Here is a 21,624-nt window from a genome sequence, read left to right on the forward strand (position 1 = left end):
GGCCTTTCCGTTAGGTCGGTGGCCGAAGCCTAGCGGCGTCCGCCGGGGCTGGCCGCCTGCTGCTGTTGCTGCTGCTCGGCTTGGCGCCGGCGCTGGAACAGCATCTGCTGCACCGCCGCCAGCTCGGCCTTCTCGATGGCGCCGGACGAGTCACGGTCGATCTGGCCGAAGAAGCTCGCCAGCTGCTTGCCGAACTGGCCTTTCAGCTCGGCCTTCTGCAGCTTGCCGTCGAGGTTGTCGTCCAGCATGCCGAGCATGCGGGTCTGGTTCATTTCCTCGTCGTAGGCGACCTGTTTCTTGGCGGTCTCGTCGATCCAGCGGTAGCGGAGCGCCGTGTAGAACATCTCCTCGAACGACTGGTCGCCCCACACGATCTCCTTGGTCGGATCCGGGTTGGCCGGGTTCCGCTTGGAGTTGTCGTACCAGTAGTGGGCGACGATCTTCGCGCCGGCCGGCACCTTCACCGGTTCGGCGAAGGTGTACTCACGCTGCCAGTTGAAGTCGTAGCGCGGCATCGAGAGCAGCATCTTCTTCGTGCCGTCCGGATAGTGAATCCACAGGTCCGAGGCGTAGCCGCGGTAGTGGGCGTGCGGGAAGGCCGAGTACAGCAGCGCTTCCTTGGGGAACTCGACGTAGGCGGTTTCCTTGTGGCGGGCCGCGCCGGCCGGGATGACGATGGTGTTGTCCACCACCACCGTGCTCCGCATCATCAGTTCAGGGAGCTCATTGTCCTTGTAGAAGTAGATCCCGATCTGGGACTTCTCCAGCTCCTCCTTGCCGTAGGGCGTGTAGTGGGCCTGGAAGGCCACGCCGCCGCCCGGGGGCAGGTAGGTGCCGACATTGGTCGGCCAGAAGGTGGAGTCCGCGCCCACGGCGTAGCCGCCGACGCCGGCGCCCCAGCGCATCTCGTTCGCCTGCTCGCCCGGCTTCGGCAGGTCCTGCGGCTTCACGTAGCCGGACAGATAGTGGTGGACGCCCTGGCGCGAGCCGATCTTGTAGGTCGACGCCTTGATCCACTTGCCCTCGGTGAGCGGGTTGGCCACCCAGGGACGCTGGTAGTCGACAACGCCCGAGGCCGGGATCTTGTAGGACGGGATGTCGAGGATCAGGTCCGGCTTGCCCAAAGGCCAATCGGCCACCTGCGGCCGCGGCTTGGCCAGCGGGTCGGGACCATCGCCTCGCGGCGCGCCGGCTTCGATCCAGTGCACCAGGGTCTTGATCTCGGCCTTGGTCAGGTCCTTGTCGTCCTTGAACTTGCCGACGTGCGGCGAGGCGTTCCAGGGCGGCATCCGGTCGGTGCGGATCACCTCGCGGATCATCGGCGAGAAGCCCTTCACCATCTCGTAGCTGGTCATCGAGAACGGCCCGATCGAGCCGGGCTGGTGGCAGCTCACGCACTTGGCCTCGAGGATCGGGGCCACTTCGTTGGCGTAGGAGATCTTGGTGTGTTGAGCCTTCTTCGCCCGCTCGGGGAAGTCGATCAGGCAGCCCGGCGAGGCCTTGGTCGAGGCCAGGGCGGGACGCCCGGCCAGCGTCGCGTCGATGGCGTCGGCGGTCCAGCTGTGGGTCGCGACGGCCTTCTGCACGCCGTAGTCGCGACGGTCGTCTAGCGGACCGCGGAACACGACCTTCCAGGTCTTCGGATCGATCACGAAGAACTCGCCGGTGCGGGTCACGCCCAGCTGTTCGCCGACCAGCTGGTTGGAATCCAGCAGAACGGGCACGTCGAAATTGTACTCGGCCGCCTCCTTGGCGATGGCCTCCCGGCTGTCCTGCAGGGCGGAGTTCAGCATCAGGAACTCGACGCCCTTGCCCTCGTACTTCGCCTTCAGCTCACGCACCGCCGGCGCGAGGCTGCGCGAAATGGGGCAGCCGTTGGCCTGGGTGATGATCACGATCGCCTTGGCGTCGGCCAGCCGATACAGCTCGTGACCCATCAGGGTCTCGTCCGGCAGCATGAAGTTGTCGATCGTCGCCGGCATGGCGGCCGAAGCGGTCTCGATCGCCGAAGCGTTCGCCGCGTGCGTCAGCGCGCTCGCGGCTTGGTCGTCCGTCGCGCAGCCGTAGAGCATGCCGGCCCCGGCCAGCAGGCCCAGCACGGAAATGCGTGCCTTCGTCATCCCAATCTCCTCCCAAGGCCGCGGCCCCTTTTCGAGGCTTCGGTCCGGTCCCTGAATTCGTGGTGGCACCCTATCGCAGCAGAACCACGTTGCACGAATATTTCTGAACAGCGTTCAGGCGCCGATTGTGATCGGCGATCAGGAACCTTCGCCAGCGTCAGGAGGCGGGGCCGCCGTAGCCCGCGATCCACGTGTCGACGCGGCTTTCCAGCACGCTCATCGGCACCGGTCCGGCCAGCAGCACGGCGTCGTGGAAGCGGCGGATGTCGAACTGGTCGCCGAGCGCGGTCTTGGCCTTGTCGCGCAGCCGCACGTACGTGAGCTCGCCGATCTTATAGGCGAGCGCCTGGCCGGGCCAGGACACGTAGCGGGCGACCTCGACATCGATGTTCAGCGGCGACAGGGCGCTGTTCTCCAGGAAGCAGCTCTTGGCCTGATCGACGCTCCATCCCTTCCAGTGCAGACCGGTGTCGGCGACCAGCCGGCAGGCGCGCCACATCTCATAGCTGAGCTGTCCGAACCGCTCGTAGGGCGTGCGGTAGATCCCCATCTCACCGGCCACCTTCTCGGAATAAAGGCCCCAGCCCTCGACGTAGGCGGAGTAGCCGCCCTCGCGGCGGAAGGCCGGCACGCCTTCCAACTCCTGGGCCAAGGCGATCTGCAGGTGGTGGCCCGGGACCGCCTCGTGCGCGGTGAGCGCCGGCAGCTCGTAGAGCGCGCGTTGGTTCAGGGCGTAGGTGTTGACCATGTAGCCGCCCGCGACCCCCTGCTCGGGGCTGCCCTGGAAATAGCGGCCGGTGGTGTAGCCTGCCTCGATCTCCCTCGGCACGGGACGGACCCCATAGGTCAGGCGCGGCAGCGTGCCGAACCAGCCGGGCAGCTGGTCGTCGATACGCTTGGCGATCTCGGAGGCCTTCTCCAGCAGGTCCTCGCGCGACGTGGCGTAGAACTGGGGATCCGTGCGCAGCTTGGCGAGGAAGCCCGGGAAATCGCCGGTCCAGCCGGCCTCCTTCATCACCACCTCCATCCGGGCCCGGATGCGGGCCACCTCGGACCTGCCGAGCTCGTGGATCTGGTCCGGCGTCAAGTCGGTGGTCGTGTGGTCTCGGACCACGAAGCGGTAATAGGCCTCGCCGTTGGGCAGGGTGCGGGCGCCCAGCCCCTTCCGCGCGGCGGGCAGGTAGTCCTTCTCCAGGTAGGCGATGAACTCGGCGCGCAGGGGACGCATGGCGTCGGCCGCCGCCTGGGCGCGGGCGCGCAGCTGCGCCTGCTCGGCGGCGGGAATGGTGTCGGGCAGCTTGGCCAGCGGTTTCAGCAGCGGATCCTCGGCCGGCGACGTCGCCTGGCGTTCCTTCAGCAGCCTGATCACCGCCTCCGTGGTCGTGCGGGGCTGGGTGAAGCCGGTCTTCACGCCACGGCGGACGTTGGCCACGTTGTCCCGCCAGTTCCTCGGCGCGGCCTCCAGGCGGCCGATCCAGGCAAGGGCGTCCTCGCGGGTCCGGACCGGCGTGATCGAGGCGAAGTAGTCCAGCGTGTCGAAGAATCCGCCGTCGCTCGAGATCGGCATGCGGGCGTCATCGAAGGCGATGCGGGCCAGGCTGGAGTCGACCGTCCAGCGCAGCAGGTCGCGGTTCAGCTTCGCCTCGTCGGTCAGCCCTGCATCCGCGATCGCGGCCAGGCGGGCGCGGAAGCCCTCCAGCGCGGCCTTCCGACGGGCGTCCGCCTCAGGGGTGACATCCGGCAGGCGGGCGAGCGCCGCGCGATCGCCGAGACGGCCGGCGGTGAACGGGTCCTCCTTCAGCCAGAAGGCCTCGTAGTCGGCGACCAGCCGGGCGACCGCCGCATCATCGGCGGCGGCCGGCGAGGCCAGAAGCGCCGTCGCCACGGCCAGGGTCGAAATCAGTCGGCGCATCGGAAGTCCCCCGCAAGATCCTTGCGCCCAAGCTGGCGCATCGCGGCAAGGCTTGTCCAGCGGAGGCGCACTGGGCATGGTCCCGCTTCGATCGGGAGGGTGTTTCATGAGCTTCATCACGCGCCGCAAGCCGCTGGGCGCCTCGCAGATGTCGGAAGGCGGAGACGCGCTGCGACGGACGCTGAGCTGGCCGCACCTCGTGGCCCTTGGCGTCGGCGCCATCGTCGGCACCGGCATCCTCACGCTGACCGGCGTCGGGGCGGGGCTGGCGGGGCCCGGCGTGATCCTGTCGTTCATGCTAGCGGGCGCGGTCTGCGCCTGCGCGGCCCTGGCCTACGCCGAGATGGCCACCATGATGCCCGCCGCGGGCAGCGCCTATACCTACTCCTACACCGTCCTCGGTGAGTTCCTGGCCTGGATCGTCGGCTGGAGCCTGATCCTCGAATACACCGTGGTCTGCAGTGCGGTGGCGGTGGGCTGGAGCGCCTATGCCGTGGGCTTCCTGCAGAACCAGGCGGGCCTCGAGCTGCCGCAGGCGCTGATCGCCGGGCCGCACGCGGGCGGCCTCGTCAACCTCCCCGCCGTCTTCATCGCCCTGGCCGTCGCGGGGCTCCTCCTGGCGGGCACGCGCGAGAGCGCGAACGTCAACTTCGCGCTCGTCGTGCTGAAGCTGCTCGCCCTGGCCGTCTTCATCGTCGTCGCCGGGATGGCCTTCAACGGTCAGAACTTCCATCCCTTCATGCCGAACGGCTTCCTGCCGACGACGAACGCCGACGGCACGCGCGTGGGCGTCGCGGCCGCGGCGGCGATCATCTTCTTCGCCTTCTACGGCTTCGACGCGATCTCGACAGCGGCGGAAGAGGCCAAGAACCCCGGCCGCGACCTGACGATCGGCATCGTCGGCTCGATGCTGGCCTGTACGGTGATCTATATGCTGGTCGCGGGCGCCGCGCTCGGCGCCATGCCCGCGGCCGAACTCGCGAAGAGCGAGGAGCCGCTCGCGCTTGTCCTCCGAACCCTGGGGCAACCGCTGGCGGCGGGGATGATGGCCGTCGTCGCCTTCCTGGCCCTGCCGACGGTCATCATGGCCTTCATGTTCGGCCAGAGCCGCATCTTCTTCGCCATGTCTCGCGACGGCCTGTTGCCGCGTGGGCTGGCCAAGGTCTCCAGCCGCGGCGTGCCCGTGTTCGTGACCATCTTCACGGGCGTGGTGGCTGCAGTCATCGCCGGCGCGTTTCCGCTAGGCGAGATCGCCGCCCTCGCGAACGCCGGCACGCTCGTCGCCTTCATCGCCACCGCGGCCTGCATGATGATCCTGCGCCGGCGCGAGCCGAACGCGCCGCGACCGTTCCGGACGCCGCTGTGGCCGCTGGTGGGCGTTCTGGCGATCGTGGGCTGCGTGTGGCTGTTCACCAGCCTGCCGCTGTCGACGATGCGCAACTTCCTGATCTGGAACGCAGCGGGCGTGGTCGTCTATCTCGTCTACGCCCGCACGCGCAGCCGGCTGGCCCTGCAGGGCTGACCGGCGCCTGAGGCCTATTCCGCGGGCTCGCCGGGCGGCTTCTCGGCGAGCTCGCGCAGGTACTTGCCGTATTCGCTCTTGGCCTGCAGGTCGGCGACCCGGATCAGCTCGTCGCGGCCGATCCAGCCCTGCTGATAGGCGATCTCCTCCAGGCAGCCGATCCGCAGGCCCTGCCGCTGTTCGAAGGTGCGGATCAGTTCTCCGGCCTGGATCAGGCTGTCGTGGGTCCCGGCGTCCTCCCAGGCGAAGCCGCGGCCCAGGAGCTCGACCTGCAGCTTTCCCTCTTCCAGATAGACTTGGTTTAGGGCGGTGATCTCCAGCTCGCCGCGCGCCGAGCGGGTGAGGGTCTTGGCGATCTCGCTGGCGCGGCCGTCGTAGAAGTAGAGGCCGGTGACCGCGTAGTGCGACTTTGGCTTCGCCGGCTTCTCCTCGATGGAGATGGCGCGGTGGTCGGCCGTCAGCTCGACGACGCCGTAGCGCTCGGGGTCGTGCACGGGGTAGCCGAAGACGGTGGCGCCGTCGGTCTGTTGGCCGGCCTTGGCGAGCATCTGGCTGAAGCCCTGGCCGAAGAAGATGTTGTCGCCCAGGATCATCACGCTGGGCTCGCCGCCGACGAAATCCTCGCCCAGCAGATAGGCCTCGGCCAGGCCGCCCGGAGTCGGCTGAACGACGTACTCGAACCGCACGCCGAACTGGCTGCCGTCGCCAAGCAGGCGACGGAACGCCGGCTGGTCCTCGGGCGTGGTGATGAGCAGGATCTCGCGCACGCCGGCCAGCATCAGCACCGACAGCGGATAGTAGATCATCGGCTTGTCGTAGACCGGCAGCAGCTGCTTGGAGACCGCCAGGGTCAGCGGGTGCAGGCGCGTGCCCGCGCCGCCCGCCAGGATGATGCCGCGCCTCATGCGGATTGAGCCTCTTGGGATTGCAGTTCGGCGACGATCTCGGCCACGGCCTCCCGCCACGGGCGGATCTGGATGCCGAAGGTCGCCTCCGTGTGACGGGTGTCGAGCACCCCGCGCAGCGGTCGGGTCGCGGGCGATGGCCGGTCGGCCGTCTTCTGCCCGCCCACGTCCGGCGCCTGCGGCCCCAGGGCGAGATCGAAGATTCCCTGAGCGAAGCCGCGCCAGCTGGTTTCGCCGGCATTGGCGAAGTGGTGCAGGCCGAACGCCGGGTCGCCGCACGACGCCTCGGTCCACCGCCGCGCCTGCGCGAGCATGAAGCCAGCGAGATCGGCGGCGCTGGTGGGGCGCCCGAACTGATCGTCCACCACCTTGAGGGGCTGCCCCTGGGCCGCGAGGCGCAGCATGGTCTTCACGAAGTTTTTGCCGTGAGCCGAGACCACCCACGAGGTGCGGATCACCACCGCCCGCGGACACGCGTCCAGCACCTTGCGCTCGCCCTCCAGCTTCGTCTCGCCATAGGCGTTCAGTGGATGGGTCGAGTCGTCGATCGCGTAGGGCGAGGTCTTGGCCCCGTCGAACACATAGTCCGTCGAGAAGTGGACCAGGGCCGCGCCGGCCGAGGCGCAGGCGCGGGCGATGGCGCCCGGGCTCTCGGCGTTCACCCGCCGGGCCAGCACGCCCTCGGTCTCGGCGAGGTCCACCGCGGTGTAGGCCGCTGCCAGGATGACGAGGTCCGGCCGATGCTCGGCGACCCGCCTCGCGCAGGCTTCGGGATCGGACAGGTCGGCCTCGGCCCGCGACAGGGCCGTGAGCTTCACGTGGTGGGCGTCGGCCTGCCTCAGGACCTCGCGGGCCAGTTGCCCGGTGGTCCCGAACATCAGGGCGCGGACACTCACCCTTTGACGAGCCCCAGGCGCTCCGAGTGGAAACCGCGCTCGCGGATGCGCTCCACCCAGCCGTAGTTGTCGACGTACCAGCGCACCGTCTCGGCGAGGCCCTGGTCCAGGGTCACCTTCGGCGTCCAGCCCAGCTCACGCTCGATCTTCGAGGCGTCGATCGCGTAGCGGAAGTCATGCGCCGGACGGTCCGTGACGAACTCGATCTTGTCGGCGTGGGCCGTGTTGGCCGGCGCGACCCTGTCGAGTTCGGCGCAGATCAGCTTGACGACCTCGAGGTTGCGATGGTCGGCGTCGCCGCCGATCGCATAGGTCTCGTGCAGCCGGCCCTTCTGCAGCACCGTCAGCAGGGCGTCGGCGTGGTCGTCCACATGCAGCCAGTCGCGGACCTGACGGCCGTCGCCGTAGACGGGGATCGACTTGCCCTCCAGCGCCCGGGTGATCACCGTCGGGATCAGCTTCTCCGGAAACTGGTAGGGGCCGTAGTTGTTCGAGCAGTTGGTGATCACCACCGGCAGGCCATACGTGCGGCCCCAGGCGCGGACCAAGTGGTCGGCGGCGGCTTTGGACGCCGAGTAGGGCGAGGTGGGGTCGTAGGGCGTCTCCTCGGTGAACTCCCCGTCCTCGCCCAATGCGCCGAACACCTCGTCGGTCGAGACGTGGTGGAAGCGGAAGGCGGCCCGGCCAGGCTGGTCCAGCTTAGCCCAGTAGGCCCGGGCGACCTCCAGCAGGACCGCTGTGCCCATGACGTTGGTCTGAACGAAGTCGATGGGTCCCTCGACCGAGCGGTCAACGTGGCTCTCGGCCGCCAGATGCATGACGGCGTCGGGCCGGTGCTCGGCGAAGATCGCCTCCACGCGGCTGCGGTCGCAGATGTCGGCCTGTTCGAACGCGTACCCCGGGTGGCGCTCCACCTCGGCGACGTTCTCCAGGTTGGCGGAATAGGTGAGGACGTCGAGGTTCACCACCTCGTGGCCTTCTCGGATCGCCCGGCGGATCACCGCCGACCCGATGAAGCCGGCTCCGCCCGTGATCAGGATCTTCATGCGGCCTTTCTGACGTTCGCTGCGCGGCGCCCCTGCCGCTCAAGAACTCACGTTCACCCCTCGGAAGCCCGTACTTACAGCGAAACGCAGGGGGCTCAACCCCGGCCCCGCCCGACGGCGGCCGCGCGGTGTTCCGCCGCAGTCGGGCGAATCGCGGTCATTTTCCGCAATATCGGTATGGATCGCGGGATTGCCGAGGCTTAAGCCACGGCCTGGGGATCTCGGGGAACGCGCCTTGCAGAGGACGGGGGCAACGGGCCGCACCGGGGTCGATCTGACGACGGGGGCGGTCGGCAAGACGCTGATCTTGTTCACCCTGCCGGTGCTGGGCTCCAACCTGCTGCAGTCGGTCAACGGCTCGGCCAACGCCATCTGGGTCAGCCACACGCTGGGCGAGGCCGCGCTGGCGGCGATCTCCAACGCCAATCAGATCTTCTTCCTGATGATCGGGGCGACCTTCGGCCTGACCATGGCGGCCAACATCCTGATCGGCCAGGCCATGGGGGCTCGCGATCAGGGCCAGGCGCGCCGGGTGATGGGCGTGGCCACAAGCTTCTTCCTGGTGGCTGGGGCCGGCATGGGGCTGCTCGGCGCCTGGCTCACGCCGGGCATCCTCGAGGCCATGGGCACGCCGCTCGACGCCCGCCCGCAGGCCGCCGCCTACCTGCGGCTGGTGTTCGCCGCCCTGCCGTTCCTGGTGCTGTTGAACCTGCTGATGATGGCGCAGCGGGGGGCTGGGGGACTCGCGCACGCCGTTCGTCTTCTCGATCCTGACCGTGATCCTGAACGTCGCCCTCAATCCGGTCCTGATCCTCGGCCTCGGGCCGCTGCCGCCGTTGGGCATAGCGGGATCTGCCGCCGCCACCCTCAGCGCAGAGCTGGTGACCCTGGGCGCTCTGATCGTCCATCTGCACCGCCGGGGCAGCCTGCTGGTCTTCCGGCCGTCCGAGTGGCGCCTGCTCGCCCCCGACCTCGGCATCATCCGGACGCTCACCTTCAAGGGGCTGCCGATGGCCTTCCAGATGATGGTGGTATCCCTGGCGGCGGCGACCATGCTCAGCCTCGTCAACGCCTATGGCTCGGCCACGACCGCGGCCTATGGCGCGGTCAGTCAGATCTGGACCTACGTCCAGATGCCCGCCATGGCCCTCGGCGCCGCAGTGTCCTCGATGGCCGCTCAGAACGTCGGCGCCGGCCGCATGGACCGCGTCGAGGAAGTGGCGCGGAAAGGGGTTCTGATCGCCGCACTCGGGACCACGGTGCTCGTCACCGTGCTCTACCTCGCCGAACCGTACGTCCTTCGCGCGTTCCTGCCGGGCGACAGCCCGGCGACGCCGATCGCGGTCCAGGCCAGCCGGATCGTCCTCTGGGGCTTCATTCCGTTCGGCATGGCCTTCATCTTCAACGGCGTGATCCGCGCCACGGGGGTGGTCTGGCCGCCTCTCCTGGCGATGGTCATCGCGCTCTGGGTCGTGCGCATCCCCTTCGCCAACCTCCTGCAGCCGAGCCTGGGCGTGGAAGCCATCTGGTGGAGCTTCCCCGTGGGCGCCGTGGTGATGGTTCTGCTCGCCGCCGGCTATTTCCAGTTCGGGAACTGGCGCAAGGCCCGCCTGCTGCCGGAGGCCGTGCAGGGGGAGGCGGCCGACACGGGGCTCGCCACGCCGGTGAAGGAAGGCGAGGCCGCCCGCTAGGCGTTGCTCTCCATCAGGGCCGCATAGGTGAGGGTCCTGAGCTCGCGGCGCACCGCGTAGGTCGAGGACGGGATCAGCTGGGTCATGAACACCGCCGTCACCTCTTCGACGGGGTCGACCCAGAACGCGGTCGAAGCCATGCCGCCCCAGTAGAACTCCCCCGTCGAGCAGGGGATCAGCGTCTTCGCAGGGTCGAACACGACGGCGAAGCCGAGGCCGAAACCGATGCCTGCGTTGGTGCTCTCCGAGAACAGCGAACGCGAGACCTGGGTCAGGTCGGCGCCCCCGGGCAGGTGGTTCGAAGCCATCAGGCGGATGGTCTTGGGCGCCAGGATGCGTGCGCCGTCCAGCTCGCCGCCGTTCAGAAGCATGCGGGCGAAGCGCATATAGTCGGCCGCGGTCGAGACCAGGCCGCCGCCGCCCGAGACCAGCACGGGCGCGCGGAGGAACGGGCTGGTCGTCGGATCATCCTGCAGCCGCTTGCCGCCGCCCGGCAGGGCCTCGTAACAGGCGGCGAAGCGGCTGCGCTGGTCCTCCCGGACCTGGAAACCGGTGTCCGTCATCTTCAGCGGGTCGAAGATGCGCGCCTTCAGCGCCTCGGCCAGCGGTTGGCCGGTCAGCTTCTGCACGAGGTAGCCGACGACATCTGTGGAGACGGAGTAGTTCCACGCCTCGCCGGGAGAGAACTCCAGCGGCAGCTTGGCCAGCGCCTGGATCATGCCCTCGAGGTCGAGCTCGCCGAAGATCGCGTCGAGGTTCTGCCTCCGGTAGGCGGCGTCGATGTTGGTCCGGTTCTGGAAGCCGTACGTCAGGCCCGAGGTGTGCTTCAGCAGATCGGCCACCTGCATCGGCCGTGCGGGCGGCGTCGTCAGGTAAGGCCCGGCGCCGGCCTGGAAGACGCCCAGGTTCGCCCACTCGGGGATATGCTTGGCGACAGGGTCGTCCAGGGCGATGGCGCCCTCCTCGACGAGCTGCATCAGCGCCACGCTGGTGACCGGCTTGGTCATGGAATAGATGCGGAAGACCGTGTCCTCGGCGAGCGCCATGCTCCGCTCGGGATCCTGTTCGCCCAGCACGCTCTGGTGGACCGTCTCGCCTCGCCGCGCCAGCAGGAACTGGGCGCAGGGCAGGCGGCCGTTGGCGATGTACTTCTCCTGCAGGAAGCGATCGATGCGGAAGAGGCGGTCGGGGCTGAACCCGAGGGACTTGGCCTTGCTCATGGCGGCTGTTTTGCCCTTGCCTTCCCCCGCGGTCGCAAGGCCGACGATGCATCTCACCGGATCGCGGAAGGATCAGCCGATGCAGACCGTCAGCTACGAACGGGATGGCCGAACCGCCATTGTCACCCTTGAGCGGCCGGAGCGCCGCAACGCGGTGGACGGCGCGACCGCGCGCCAGCTCTACGACGCCTTCAAGGCCTTCGACGCGGACGAAGGTCTGGACGTGGCCGTGCTCACCGGCCGGGGCGGCTACTTCTGCGCCGGCGCCGACCTGAAGGGGGTCGCGGCGGGCGAGGGCAATCCCGTGGAGCGGGAGGGCGACCTCGGACCCATGGGCTGCACGCGCCTGAAACTCGGCAAGCCCGTGATCGCCGCCATCGAAGGCCACGCGGTGGCGGGCGGGCTGGAGGTCGCCTGCTGGGCCGATCTGCGGGTAGCGGCGGAAGGGGCGGTGTTCGGAGTCTTCTGCCGGCGGTTCGGGGTGCCGCTGATCGACCTTGGCACGATCCGCCTACCGCGGCTGATCGGCCATTCGCGGGCCATGGACCTGATCCTGACCGGCCGGCCCGTGGAGGCCCACGAGGCGCTGGACATCGGCCTCGCCAACCGGCTCGCGGCGCGGGGCGAGGCGTTGAACGTGGCGCTGGAGCTCGCGCGTCAGATTGGGGCGTTCCCGCAGCAATGCCTCCGCGGGGACCGCCTCTCGGCTATCGAGCAGTGGTCGCTCGACTGGGACGCCGCCACCGCCAATGAGCTCGCCTACGGCATGGCCGTGCTGCGGTCGGGCCAGTCACGGGAAGGCGCCAGCCGCTTCGCGGCCGGCGAAGGGCGCGGCGGCGCTTTCTGAAGCCCGTTGCGCAACGCCTTACGCTGTAGATAATACGTCCGGGGATACCGATAATTCGAAACGCTGTTCAGAAAGGACAGCCCCCGGGGAGAGACGGCCATGGCGTGGGATTTCGAGACCGATCCCGAGTTCCAGAAGAAGCTCGACTGGATCGACGACTTCATGCGCGAGGAGGTCGAGCCGCTCTCGCATCTGGGCCTGGCGGCCTGGAGCTCCAAGGGTCGGGAGCTCTTCATCAAGCCTCTGCAGGCGCGGGTGAAGGCGCAGGGGCTCTGGGCCTGCCACCTCGGGCCGGAACTCGGGGGGCAGGGCTACGGCCAGCTGAAATTGGCGCTGATGAACGAGAAGCTGGGTCGCAACAGCCTCGCCCCCACCATATTCGGCTGCCAGGCGCCCGACACCGGAAACGCCGAGATCATCGCCCACTACGGCACGGAGGCGCAGAAGGCGCGGTGGCTGAAGCCGCTGCTCGAGGGCGATATCCGCTCGGCATTCTCCATGAGCGAGCCCACCGGCGGCTCGGACCCGCTGACCTTCCGCACGACGGCGGTGCTGGAGGGCGAGGAATGGGTCATCAACGGCGAGAAATGGTTCTCCACCAACGCCAGCCGCTCGAAGCTGCTGGTCGTCTATGCGGTGACCGACCCTGACGCCAAGGACCCTTACCGGCGGACGTCGATCTTCCTGGTCCCGACCGACACGCCCGGCGTCGAGATCATCCGCAACGTGGCCGTGGGCGCCGGCGGCGAGATCGGCGGCGGCAACGAGGGCTACGTTCGCTACGACAATGTTCGGGTGCCCTACGACGCCCTGCTGGGCGAGCGCGGCGCGGCCTTCGTGATCGCCCAGGTGCGGCTGGGCGGCGGTCGGGTGCACCACGCCATGCGCACCGTCGGCGCCTGCCGTCACGCGCTGGACCTGATGTGCCGGCGGGCCGTCTCCCCGCATGACGCGCGAGGGGCGCTTGGCCGACCTGCAGATGGTGCAGGAGCAGATCGCCGAGAGCTGGATCGCGGTGGAGAGCTTCCGTCTGCTGGTCCTGCGCACCGCCTGGCTGATCGACAAGCACAAGGACTACAACAAGGTCCGCAAGGACATCGCCGCCATCAAGGTGGCCATGCCCAAGGTCTATCACGACGTCGCCACCAAGGCCGCGCACCTGCACGGCGCCCTGGGCGTCTCGAACGAGATGCCCTTCATGCACATGGTGACGTCCAGCCTGGTGATGGGCATCGCCGACGGGCCGACCGAGGTGCACAAGGTGACGCTGGCCAAGCAGATCCTCAGGGATTACGCGCCCGAGAACGACCTCTTCCCGAGCTACCACATCCCGCGGTTGCGGGCGGAGGCGGAGAAGCGGTTCGCCAAGGAGCTGGCCGAGATTCGGGACCACTACGCCGGGCGTCGGTCGCCCGCGGCCGCCGAGCAGGAGTAGAGTGACGGGATGAGCGACAAACCCTGGCCGGTGATGAGCATCGCCGAGGCCCACGCGAAGCTGACGGGCCCCGGTTCGCCGTTCGAGATCGAGGAAGCTGTGATCCGCGGCGTTCGCACGCGAACGTGGAAACACGCGCCGCCAACGCTGCGCGACCTCTTCCTCAACGGCCAGCGGTTCAAGGATCGCGAGTTCCTGGTCTACGAAGGCGACCGCGCCACCTACGACGCCTTCAGCCGGGCGACGGTCACGCTCGCCCACCGGCTGATCGCCGACGGCGTGCAGAAGGGCGACCGCGTCGCCGTGATCATGCGCAACCTGCCGGAATGGCCGGTCGCCTTCTGGGCCGGTCAGCTGGTCGGCGCGATCGTCACGCCGCTGAATGCGTGGTGGACCGGCGCCGAACTCGAATATGGCTTGGCGGACTCCGGGGCGAAGGTGGCGATCGTCGACGACGAGCGGCTGGAGCGGGTCGCGGCCTCGCTCGACGGCCTGCCGGCGCTGCAGAGGGTCTATGTGACCCGCCATCCGGGCGGTGAGCTGCCGGCGCGCACCGAACGGCTGGAGGCGGTGATCGGCGCGGTCAACGACTGGAGCAAGCTGCCCGAACAGGCGCTGCCGGACGTGCCCCTGGCGCCCGATGACGACGCCACCATCCTCTACACCTCCGGCACGACGGGCAGGCCGAAGGGCGCGCTCGGCACCCACCGCAACATGACGTCCAACGTCGGCGCCGGCGGTATCTCGGCCGCCCGTAACTTCCTGCGCGCCGGCGAGCCGCTGCCGGAGCTCGATCCTACCAAGCTGCCCCAGCGGGTCTCGCTGCTGGTGGTGCCGATGTTCCACGCCACGGGCCTGTCCTCCACCATGGGCCCAACGATGAATTCCGGCGGCAAGCTGGTGCTGATGCGCCGCTGGGACGCCGAGCCGGCCATGAAGCTGATCCAGGACGAGAAGGTCACCGCCACCGGCGGCGTCCCCACCATCGCCTGGCAGCTGATCGAGCACCCGGCCCGGGCGAAGTACGACCTTTCGTCCCTGCTCAGCGTCGCCTACGGCGGCGCGCCGTCCGCGCCGGAACTGGTGCGCAAGATCGCCGAGACCTTCCCGGGCTCGCAGCCCGGCAACGGCTGGGGCATGACCGAGACGACGGCGACCTTCACCTCTCACCTGGGCAAGGACTACGAGGCTCGGCCCGACAGCGCCGGCCCCGCCGCTCCGGTGGGCGAGATGGAGATTCGCGACCCGGCCGACGGCCGTACTGTTCTGCCGACGGGGTCGGTCGGCGAGCTCTGGGTGAAGGGCCCGCAGGTGGTGAAGGGCTACTGGAACAAGCCCGAGGCGACGGCGGAGACCTTCGTAGACGGCTGGCTGCGCACCGGCGACCTCGCCCGCCTGGACGACGAGGGCTTCCTGTTCATCATTGACCGCGCCAAGGACATGCTGATCCGGGGCGGGGAGAACATCTACTGCGTGGAGGTCGAGAACGTCCTCTACGAGCACCCTGACGTGATGGACGCGGCTCTGATCGGCCTGCCGCACAAGACCCTCGGCGAGGAGCCGGCGGCCGTCGTCAGCCTCCGCCCCGGCGGCCAGGCGACGGAGCAGGAGCTGAAGGACCTGGTGCGCTCGAAACTGGCCGCCTTCAAGGTGCCGGTGAAGGTCGCCTTCTGGCCAGAGACCCTACCGCGGAACGCCAACGGCAAGATCATGAAGGGCGAACTGAAGGTCGCCTTCGCGGTCGAGACCGAGGCGGCCTGAGGCGGTTCCGCGCCGCCGCAGGACTGGCGCCGGCGCCTGAGGCCGCCTAGAGGTTCCGCATGACCTGCGGGATCACACCATGAGCCGGCCGCTGATCGTCGGCCTCGGCGGGACGTTGCGCCCGGGCTCGTCCAGCGAGCGCGCCCTGGCGGCCAGCTTGCGTCGATGCGAGGGCCTTGGCGCCGAGACGCGGCTGCTGGGCGGGGAGTTCATCTCCACGCTCCCGATCTTCGACCCGCGGCCGACGGACGTCACCGAGGCGCAGCAGGCGCTCGCCGAGCTGGTCCGCCGGGCCGATGGCGTCATCGTCGCAAGCCCGGGCTATCACGGCTCGATCTCGGGCGTGGTCAAGAACGCCCTCGACACCCTGGAACTGACACGCTCGGACGCCGCGCCCTATCTTTCCGGCAAGCCGGTAGGCACGATCATCACCGCTGACGGCTGGCAGGCGGCGGGCACGACCTTGAGCGCGCTGCGTGCCATCATACATGCGCTCCGGGGGTGGCCCACGCCGTTCGGCGCCGCCCTCAACGCCACCACCGACCTGTTCGACCAGGCCGGCGAACCGAAGGATGCGAAGGACGCCTGGCAACTGGCGACCGTGGCCGAGCAGGTCATGGACTTCGCGCAAATGAGGGCCCGCGCATGAAGCGCCCGTATCTCGTCACCTCGTCCGACGGCTCGGAGGCCGACGTCGTGAGTCAGGCCATTTCGCCGATCGAGGAGATCATCGAGGACGCCCGCAACGGCCGTCCGTACATCCTCGTCGATGCGGAAGACCGCGAGAACGAGGGCGACGTCATCATCCCGGCGCAGTTCGCGACGCCGGAGCAGATCAACTTCATGGCCAAGCACGCCCGCGGTCTGATCTGCCTGTCGATCACCGCCGACCGCGCCCGTCAGCTGCGGCTGCCGCCCATGGCCACCGACAATCAGTCGGGGCACGGGACGGCCTTCACGGTGTCGATCGAGGCCCGCGAGGGCGTAACCACCGGCATCTCGGCCCATGACCGGGCGCACACGATTGCGGTCGCGGTGGATCCGACGAAGGGGGCCGACGACATCGTCTCGCCCGGCCACGTCTTCCCACTGGTCGCCAAGGACGGCGGCGTCCTGGTCCGCGCCGGCCACACCGAGGCCGCGGTCGACATCAGCCGCATGGCCGGCCTCGTGCCCGCCGGCGTGATCTGCGAGATCATGAAGGACGACGGCTCGATGGCGCGTCTTCCCGATCTCGTCGCCTTCGCCCAGCTGCACGGCCTGAAGATCGGCACCATCGCCGACCTGATCGCCTACCGCCGCCGCACCGAGCGCCAGGTGGAGCGGGTGTTGGAGACGCCGTTCGAGAGCGCCTACGGCGGCAAGTTCCGGATGGTGATCTACCGCAACATCCTGGACCAGACCGAGCACGTGGTGCTCACCAAGGGCCGGATCGATCCCGACAAGCCGACGCTTGTGCGCATGCATCGGGTCGACCTGGCGACTGACATGCTGGGCGCCGTCGAGACGCGCCGGACCTATGTGCCCGACGCCCTGAAGGCCATTTCGGAACATAGCGGAGCCGGCGTCGCGGTCTTCATCCGCGACAGCAATCCGCACTGGCTTTCGGAGCGCTACGGCCAGCAGGCGGACCACAGGCACAATGTGCTGCGCGACTACGGCATCGGCGCCCAGATCCTGCTCGACCTCGGCGTCCGCGACATGCTGCTGCTGACCTCGTCCAAGACCGTCCTGCCGGGGTCCGGCGGCTATGGCCTGAAGATCCTGGGGCGCGTTCCGCTCGACTAGGCGACGCAAGTTGCAAAGCGTTCGCAGCAGGCTGATGATCCATCCTGTGGGAGGCCTGCCATGACCGCGCTGACGCTCGAGGACCTCGACCGGATCTACAAGCCGCCCGGCCAGCTTGTGCTCGACAAGGTGCTGGACCATGTGGATCGGCATGGCCGCGCCTTCATCGGCCTCTCCCCTTCTGCGTGGTGAGTTCGGCTGGGCCGGACGGCGCCATCGACGTCTCGCCAAGAGGCGGCGAACCCGGCTTCGTCCACGTCGGCGAGGGCGGGCGCGAGGTGTTCCTGCCCGACCGCCGCGGCAACAACCGCCTCGACGTCATCCGCAACCTGCTCGCCGGCTCCGGCGGCATCGGGATGATGTTCATGATCCCCGGGTTCGACGACGTCTATCGGGTCAACGGCAAGGTCACCGCTACGGACGATCCGGCTCTGCTGGAGAGCTTCGTGGAGTTCGGAAAGCGGCCGAGCCTCGTGCTGCGGGTGGCGGTGACGGAGGCCTTTCTGCATTGTCCGAAGGCGATCATGCGCGGCCGGCTGTGGGACCCTGAAGCGCGCGTCCCGCGGGACAGGCTGCCGACGGGCGCCGAGATGATCTACGACCAGCTCAAGCTGGGCGAACTGCCGGTCACCAACGAACAGATCATCGATAGCTACAAGACCCAGCTCTGAACCGAGGCCGCTCCGGCGCATTCCCGAGCCCATGGGCGAGCTTCGCATCGGCTGCTCAGGCTGGGTGTACAAGGACTGGACCGGCCCCTTCTATCCCGAGGGGACGAAGGACCGCGAGAGGCTCGCCTACTACGCCACGCGGTTCGACACCGCCGAGATCAACGCCAGCTTCTACCGATTGCCCTCCGAGGCGATGGTCGAGGGTTGGCGGGAGCGGACGCCCAAGAATTTCGTGTTCGCATGGAAGGTCAGCCGCTTCATCACGCACAACAAGAAGCTGAACGACTGCGCCGATCCCGTGGCTCTGGTCTGGGGGCGCATGGCGCCGCTGGGAGGGAAACTGGGGCCGGCGCTGGTCCAACTGCCGCCGATGCTGAAGCGCAACGACGATCGCCTGGCGGGATTCCTGAAGCTGCTGCCGCCGGGCCGCGTCACTGTCGAGTTCCGTCACCCCTCCTGGTACGATCCGGCCGTCTTCCGGCTCCTGTCGGATTTCGATGCTGCGCTCTGCATCTCGGACCATCACCACGCGCCGGCGCCGTGGGAGATCACCGCCTCCTGGGCCTATGTCCGCGGCCACGGCCCAGGCGGCCGCTACTTCGGCCGCTACGATGCGGCTGAGCTGCAAGCCTGGATGAACCGGATCGACGCCTGGCGCGCCGAGGGGCGAGACGTCTACGCCTACTTCGACAACGACATCAAAAGCGCCGCGCCGCAGGATGCGCTGGTCTTGAAGGCGCTTACGGCCAAGCGCTGATCCGTCGCACCCGCTCCGGGCTGAAATGCCGAACGGCGGCCACATATGGGCTGCGCGCATTCGGCGCGTTGTGGTCCGTCGCCTGTTCCTCTAACGTTTTGAAAGGGATGGGTTGGTTAGAGTGCGAGATATGCCGACCGAAACCTATCCTGTCTCGGCGTTCGACACGGCGTCGGAAACAACGCCGGAGCTAGGCCACGTCCCGCAGAGAGCGGAGCTGGCCTCGGGCTGCGGTTGCGCCCTATGCCAGGGTTTCGCCGTTTTCGATGACGGCGCCGTCGCCGTGCAGGGGTACCTGAACGCCGACGCCCGCGGTTCGTTCTTCGAAGGCAAGCCCAGCTTCACCATCGAGCGGGCGGCCAAGCAGCTCACGGGGTTCGACCCCAATACCGGCCAGCCGTACGGCGGGTGGGGCACGGTGGGGCAGCCATTCACCGTCAGCTATGCCTTCCGCGCCACCCAGCCGGCCAGCATGCCCAGCGACACGGCGGGCTTCTCGCGGTTCAACGCCGCCCAGATCACTCAGGCCGAACTGGCCCTGCAGGCCTGGTCCGACGTCGCAAATATCCGCTTCACGCGCGTAGGCTCCGGCACGTTCGGAGAGGGCGCTTATTCGAACAACGCCGCCATCCTGTTCGGCAACTACGCCTCGGGCGAGGATGGGGCGGCGGCGTTCGCCAACTATCCAGGCAACACCAGCGCCGGTTCGAGCGCGGGCGACGTCTGGATCAACAGCAGCATCGGCTACAACGCCAATCCATCGTTCGACAACCGGGGGCCCATGTGGTCGTGCACGAGATCGGCCACGCCATCGGTCTGGCGCATCCGGGCGATTACAACGCCGGGCCGAACGTCACCTTCAGCTACGCCCAGCACGCCGAGTACTACGAAGACAGCCGGCAGTACACGGTGATGAGCTACTTCAGCGAGGCCAACACGGGCGCCGATTTCGGCGGCCGTTACGCGGCCGCGCCGATGCTGGACGACATTGCCGCCGCGCAGATCGAGTATGGCGCCAATATGCGCACGCGGACCGGCGACACCGTTTACGGCTTCAATTCGACCGCCGAGCGGCCCTGGTACCTGGCGACGTCGGCGGCCAGCCGCGTGGTCTTCGCGGTCTGGGACGCAGGCGGGACCGACACCCTGGATTTCTCGGGCTATGGCGCGAACCAGCTCATCGACCTGCGCGAGGGTTTTTTCTCGAATGTCGGCGGGCTGACCGGCAACGTCGCCATCGCCAAGGGCGCGGTCATCGAGAACGCCAAGGGCGGCTCGGGAGCGGACAGGATCAACGGCAACGCCGAGGTGAATGCGCTCTTCGGCGGCGGCGGCGGCGACACGCTGATGGGTTTCGACGGAGCCGACTATCTCCGGGGGAGGACGGCGACGACAGCCTGGTCGGCGGCTCCGGCTTTGACGACCTGCACGGCAACCTCGGCAACGACACGGTGGTCGGCGGCGACAGCGAGGACTGGGTCGTCGGCGGCCAGGGCAACGACCGCCTCTACGGCGACGACGGCCATGATGTCGTGCTGGGCAACCTCGGCAATGACACCTGCGAGGGCGGCGCGGGCAACGACGTGGTCCGCGGCGGGCAGGGGAACGACGTCCTCTTCGGCGGCGACGGCTGGGACTTCCTTTCCGGGGACCGCGGCGACGACACCATCACCGGCGGGGCCGGCATGGACACCTTCCATACGTTCTCGGGGGGCCGGCCTCGATCGGGTGACGGACTTCAACTATTGGGAGGGCGATCGCGTCAACGTGCTCGCCGGGACCAGCTACACCACCTATCAGTCCGGCGCAGACACCGTCGTCGACATGGGCGGCGGCGACCGGATGGTGCTGGTGGGCGTCCAACTCTCCAGCCTGCCCGCCGGATGGATCTTCTCGTAGCGCTCACAGAAGATCGTTTTCAGCCGGAGCGATCCGGAATATATGACAAGGTCTCACCGCCCGGCCGAAAGGCCGGGCGCCTTCGTTTCTGGAATACCGAAATGACTCAGATCCTGATGCCCAAGGCGACCGCCGTCTGGCTGGTGGACAACACGTCGCTGACCTTCGACCAGATCGCCGATTTCTGCGGCCTGCACCCGCTGGAGGTGAAGGGCATCGCGGACGGCGAGGTGGCGCGCGACATCCGCGGCGCCGACCCGATCGCCAACGGCCAGCTCAGCCGCGACGAACTCGACAAGGCCGAGAAGAACGACAAGTACCGCATGGTGGCGCAGAAGAGCCGCCACGCCGAGCTGCTGAAGCCGGTCAAGAAGGCCCCGCGCTACACGCCGGTGTCGCGTCGTCAGGATCGCCCCGACGCCATCGCCTGGTTCCTGCGCAACCACCCGGAAGTGCCGGACAGCCAGGTCGCGCGTCTGCTGGGCACCACCAAGGCCACCATCGACCAGGTGCGCAACCGCAGCCACTGGAACAGCGCCAACATCAAGCCGGTGGATCCCGTGACGCTGGGGCTGGCCACCCAGCTCGAGCTGGACGCCGTGGTCCGCAAGGCCGCGGACAAGCGCGCCAAGGACGCCGCCCGTCGCGGCGAAACCGACCCCGACGGTCCGACCCTGCGTCCGGCTTCCGAGACCGGGGTGGTGGACGACGAGGATGATCGCGCCGAGGTCGAGCACACCGCCGAGTCGGTGTTCGCCGACGACGTGGACGGGGACGAAGACTAGGAGCTTCAGCCCTCCTCTCTAGGGGAGGGCGGATTCGTGCGAACGCGCGAGCGGGTGGGGAGCCTTGACTGGACGCAGAGCCGGCCGTTCGTCCCCACCCTGCTCGCTTCGCGAGCTGTCCCTCCCCTGAAGAGGAGGGACTCCTTGCTCTAGTGCACCTGTCCGCGAAGGGTCTCGATCTGCTCCTTCAGCCTGAGCTTCTGTCGCTTGAGTTCCTTGAGCCTGAGCTCGTCGGCGTACGGCCTGCGCATTTCGTCCTGAATGGCTTGTTCGAGAGACTGGTGGCGCGATCCGAGTTCACGGATCCGGGCATCTAACGCCATGGCTGAAGAGCCTCCTCGCTGGTGGACGGCAGGGAAGTGAACACCC

Annotated in this window: 19 protein-coding genes and 4 pseudogenes; 16 read left to right on the forward strand and 7 right to left on the reverse strand. The window is 68.4% G+C overall.

Annotated elements, in window-relative coordinates; genetic code table 11:
- Positions 1–29: 29 nt before the first annotated feature.
- Both LRS10_RS08290 and LRS10_RS08295 read right to left on the reverse strand, forming a co-directional pair.
- Complete coding sequence (locus LRS10_RS08290; RefSeq protein ID WP_257836827.1) at positions 30–2,120, reverse strand: redoxin family protein; 2,091 nt, start codon at positions 2,118–2,120, stop codon at positions 30–32.
- Positions 2,121–2,277: 157 nt separating this feature from the next.
- Positions 2,278–4,032, reverse strand: a complete 1,755-nt coding sequence (locus LRS10_RS08295) for a DUF885 family protein (protein WP_257836828.1) — start codon at positions 4,030–4,032, stop codon at positions 2,278–2,280.
- A 106-nt stretch (positions 4,033–4,138) separates the two neighbouring features.
- Between LRS10_RS08295 and LRS10_RS08300 the strand changes: the two genes are divergently transcribed.
- The gene (locus tag LRS10_RS08300; RefSeq protein WP_257836829.1) at positions 4,139–5,554 is read left to right on the forward strand and encodes an amino acid permease; all 1,416 of its coding nucleotides are present in this window, start codon (positions 4,139–4,141) and stop codon (positions 5,552–5,554) included.
- A 14-nt stretch (positions 5,555–5,568) separates the two neighbouring features.
- Here LRS10_RS08300 and rfbA read toward each other — a convergent pair whose 3' ends face one another.
- The 3 genes from rfbA to rfbB are packed head-to-tail and all read right to left on the reverse strand — an operon-like array spanning position 5,569 to position 8,401.
- Positions 5,569–6,459, reverse strand: a complete 891-nt coding sequence (gene rfbA / locus LRS10_RS08305; protein WP_257836830.1) for a glucose-1-phosphate thymidylyltransferase RfbA — start codon at positions 6,457–6,459, stop codon at positions 5,569–5,571.
- Positions 6,456–7,355, reverse strand: a complete 900-nt coding sequence (gene rfbD, locus LRS10_RS08310) for a dTDP-4-dehydrorhamnose reductase (protein WP_257836831.1) — start codon at positions 7,353–7,355, stop codon at positions 6,456–6,458. Before rfbD ends, rfbA begins: the two co-directional genes overlap by 4 nt.
- Complete coding sequence (gene rfbB / locus LRS10_RS08315) at positions 7,352–8,401, reverse strand: dTDP-glucose 4,6-dehydratase (protein WP_257836832.1); 1,050 nt, start codon at positions 8,399–8,401, stop codon at positions 7,352–7,354. The genes rfbD and rfbB overlap by 4 nt, the downstream gene beginning before the upstream one ends.
- Positions 8,402–8,723: 322 nt before the next feature.
- Here rfbB and LRS10_RS25045 point away from each other — a divergent pair.
- A pseudogene (locus LRS10_RS25045) lies at positions 8,724–9,080 on the forward strand (MATE family efflux transporter); the annotation flags it as partial.
- A 97-nt stretch (positions 9,081–9,177) separates the two neighbouring features.
- A complete protein-coding gene (locus tag LRS10_RS08325) occupies positions 9,178–10,092 on the forward strand; it encodes an MATE family efflux transporter (protein ID WP_257836834.1) in 915 nt (304 codons plus the stop codon).
- Here the strand turns inward: LRS10_RS08325 and LRS10_RS08330 are convergent.
- The gene (locus LRS10_RS08330; RefSeq protein ID WP_257836835.1) at positions 10,089–11,312 is read right to left on the reverse strand and encodes a serine hydrolase; all 1,224 of its coding nucleotides are present in this window, start codon (positions 11,310–11,312) and stop codon (positions 10,089–10,091) included. The genes LRS10_RS08325 and LRS10_RS08330 overlap by 4 nt on opposite strands.
- 79 nt (positions 11,313–11,391) lie before the next feature.
- Between LRS10_RS08330 and LRS10_RS08335 the strand changes: the two genes are divergently transcribed.
- The 13 genes and pseudogenes from LRS10_RS08335 (at position 11,392) to LRS10_RS08390 (ending at position 21,255) form a co-directional block, all read left to right on the forward strand.
- Positions 11,392–12,159 carry a crotonase/enoyl-CoA hydratase family protein gene (locus LRS10_RS08335; protein WP_257836836.1) on the forward strand — a complete coding sequence of 256 codons (768 nt, stop codon included), beginning with the start codon at positions 11,392–11,394 and terminating at the stop codon, positions 12,157–12,159.
- Positions 12,160–12,321: 162 nt separating this feature from the next.
- Positions 12,322–12,825: pseudogene (locus tag LRS10_RS08340) on the forward strand (acyl-CoA dehydrogenase family protein); the annotation flags it as partial.
- A 298-nt stretch (positions 12,826–13,123) separates the two neighbouring features.
- Positions 13,124–13,594: an acyl-CoA dehydrogenase family protein gene (locus tag LRS10_RS08345; protein ID WP_257836837.1), complete on the forward strand. Its 471-nt coding sequence runs from the start codon at positions 13,124–13,126 to the stop codon at positions 13,592–13,594.
- A gap of 9 nt (positions 13,595–13,603) precedes the next feature.
- Positions 13,604–15,355 (forward strand): class I adenylate-forming enzyme family protein, encoded by a 1,752-nt coding sequence (locus LRS10_RS08350; protein WP_257836838.1) that lies wholly within the window; start codon positions 13,604–13,606, stop codon positions 15,353–15,355.
- A gap of 79 nt (positions 15,356–15,434) precedes the next feature.
- Positions 15,435–16,004 carry an NADPH-dependent FMN reductase gene (locus LRS10_RS08355; RefSeq protein ID WP_257836839.1) on the forward strand — a complete coding sequence of 190 codons (570 nt, stop codon included), beginning with the start codon at positions 15,435–15,437 and terminating at the stop codon, positions 16,002–16,004.
- Positions 16,001–17,143 carry a 3,4-dihydroxy-2-butanone-4-phosphate synthase gene (ribB, locus tag LRS10_RS08360; protein WP_257836840.1) on the forward strand — a complete coding sequence of 381 codons (1,143 nt, stop codon included), beginning with the start codon at positions 16,001–16,003 and terminating at the stop codon, positions 17,141–17,143. The genes LRS10_RS08355 and ribB overlap by 4 nt, the downstream gene beginning before the upstream one ends.
- Positions 17,144–17,203: 60 nt before the next feature.
- Positions 17,204–17,335: a hypothetical protein gene (locus LRS10_RS08365; protein WP_257836841.1), complete on the forward strand. Its 132-nt coding sequence runs from the start codon at positions 17,204–17,206 to the stop codon at positions 17,333–17,335.
- Entirely contained in the window at positions 17,332–17,814 is a 483-nt protein-coding gene (locus tag LRS10_RS08370) for a pyridoxamine 5'-phosphate oxidase family protein (protein ID WP_257836842.1), read from the forward strand. The genes LRS10_RS08365 and LRS10_RS08370 overlap by 4 nt, the downstream gene beginning before the upstream one ends.
- Before the next feature lie 31 nt (positions 17,815–17,845).
- Complete coding sequence (locus LRS10_RS08375; RefSeq protein ID WP_257836843.1) at positions 17,846–18,571, forward strand: DUF72 domain-containing protein; 726 nt, start codon at positions 17,846–17,848, stop codon at positions 18,569–18,571.
- Between the two features lie 130 nt (positions 18,572–18,701).
- A complete protein-coding gene (locus tag LRS10_RS24440) occupies positions 18,702–19,484 on the forward strand; it encodes a hypothetical protein (protein WP_308237940.1) in 783 nt (260 codons plus the stop codon).
- Positions 19,388–19,840, forward strand: a pseudogene (locus LRS10_RS25050) (M10 family metallopeptidase C-terminal domain-containing protein); the annotation flags it as partial. The gene LRS10_RS24440 and the pseudogene LRS10_RS25050, both read left to right, overlap by 97 nt.
- Positions 19,841–19,968: 128 nt before the next feature.
- Positions 19,969–20,232, forward strand: a pseudogene (locus LRS10_RS25055) (calcium-binding protein); the annotation flags it as partial.
- A 339-nt stretch (positions 20,233–20,571) separates the two neighbouring features.
- The gene (locus tag LRS10_RS08390) at positions 20,572–21,255 is read left to right on the forward strand and encodes a DUF1013 domain-containing protein (RefSeq protein WP_257839115.1); all 684 of its coding nucleotides are present in this window, start codon (positions 20,572–20,574) and stop codon (positions 21,253–21,255) included.
- Positions 21,256–21,404: 149 nt separating this feature from the next.
- Here LRS10_RS08390 and LRS10_RS08395 read toward each other — a convergent pair whose 3' ends face one another.
- The gene (locus LRS10_RS08395) at positions 21,405–21,578 is read right to left on the reverse strand and encodes a YdcH family protein (protein WP_257836844.1); all 174 of its coding nucleotides are present in this window, start codon (positions 21,576–21,578) and stop codon (positions 21,405–21,407) included.
- Positions 21,579–21,624 lie beyond the last annotated feature (46 nt).

The organism is Phenylobacterium sp. J426, assembly GCF_024699945.1.
Taxonomy (GTDB): domain Bacteria; phylum Pseudomonadota; class Alphaproteobacteria; order Caulobacterales; family Caulobacteraceae; genus Phenylobacterium.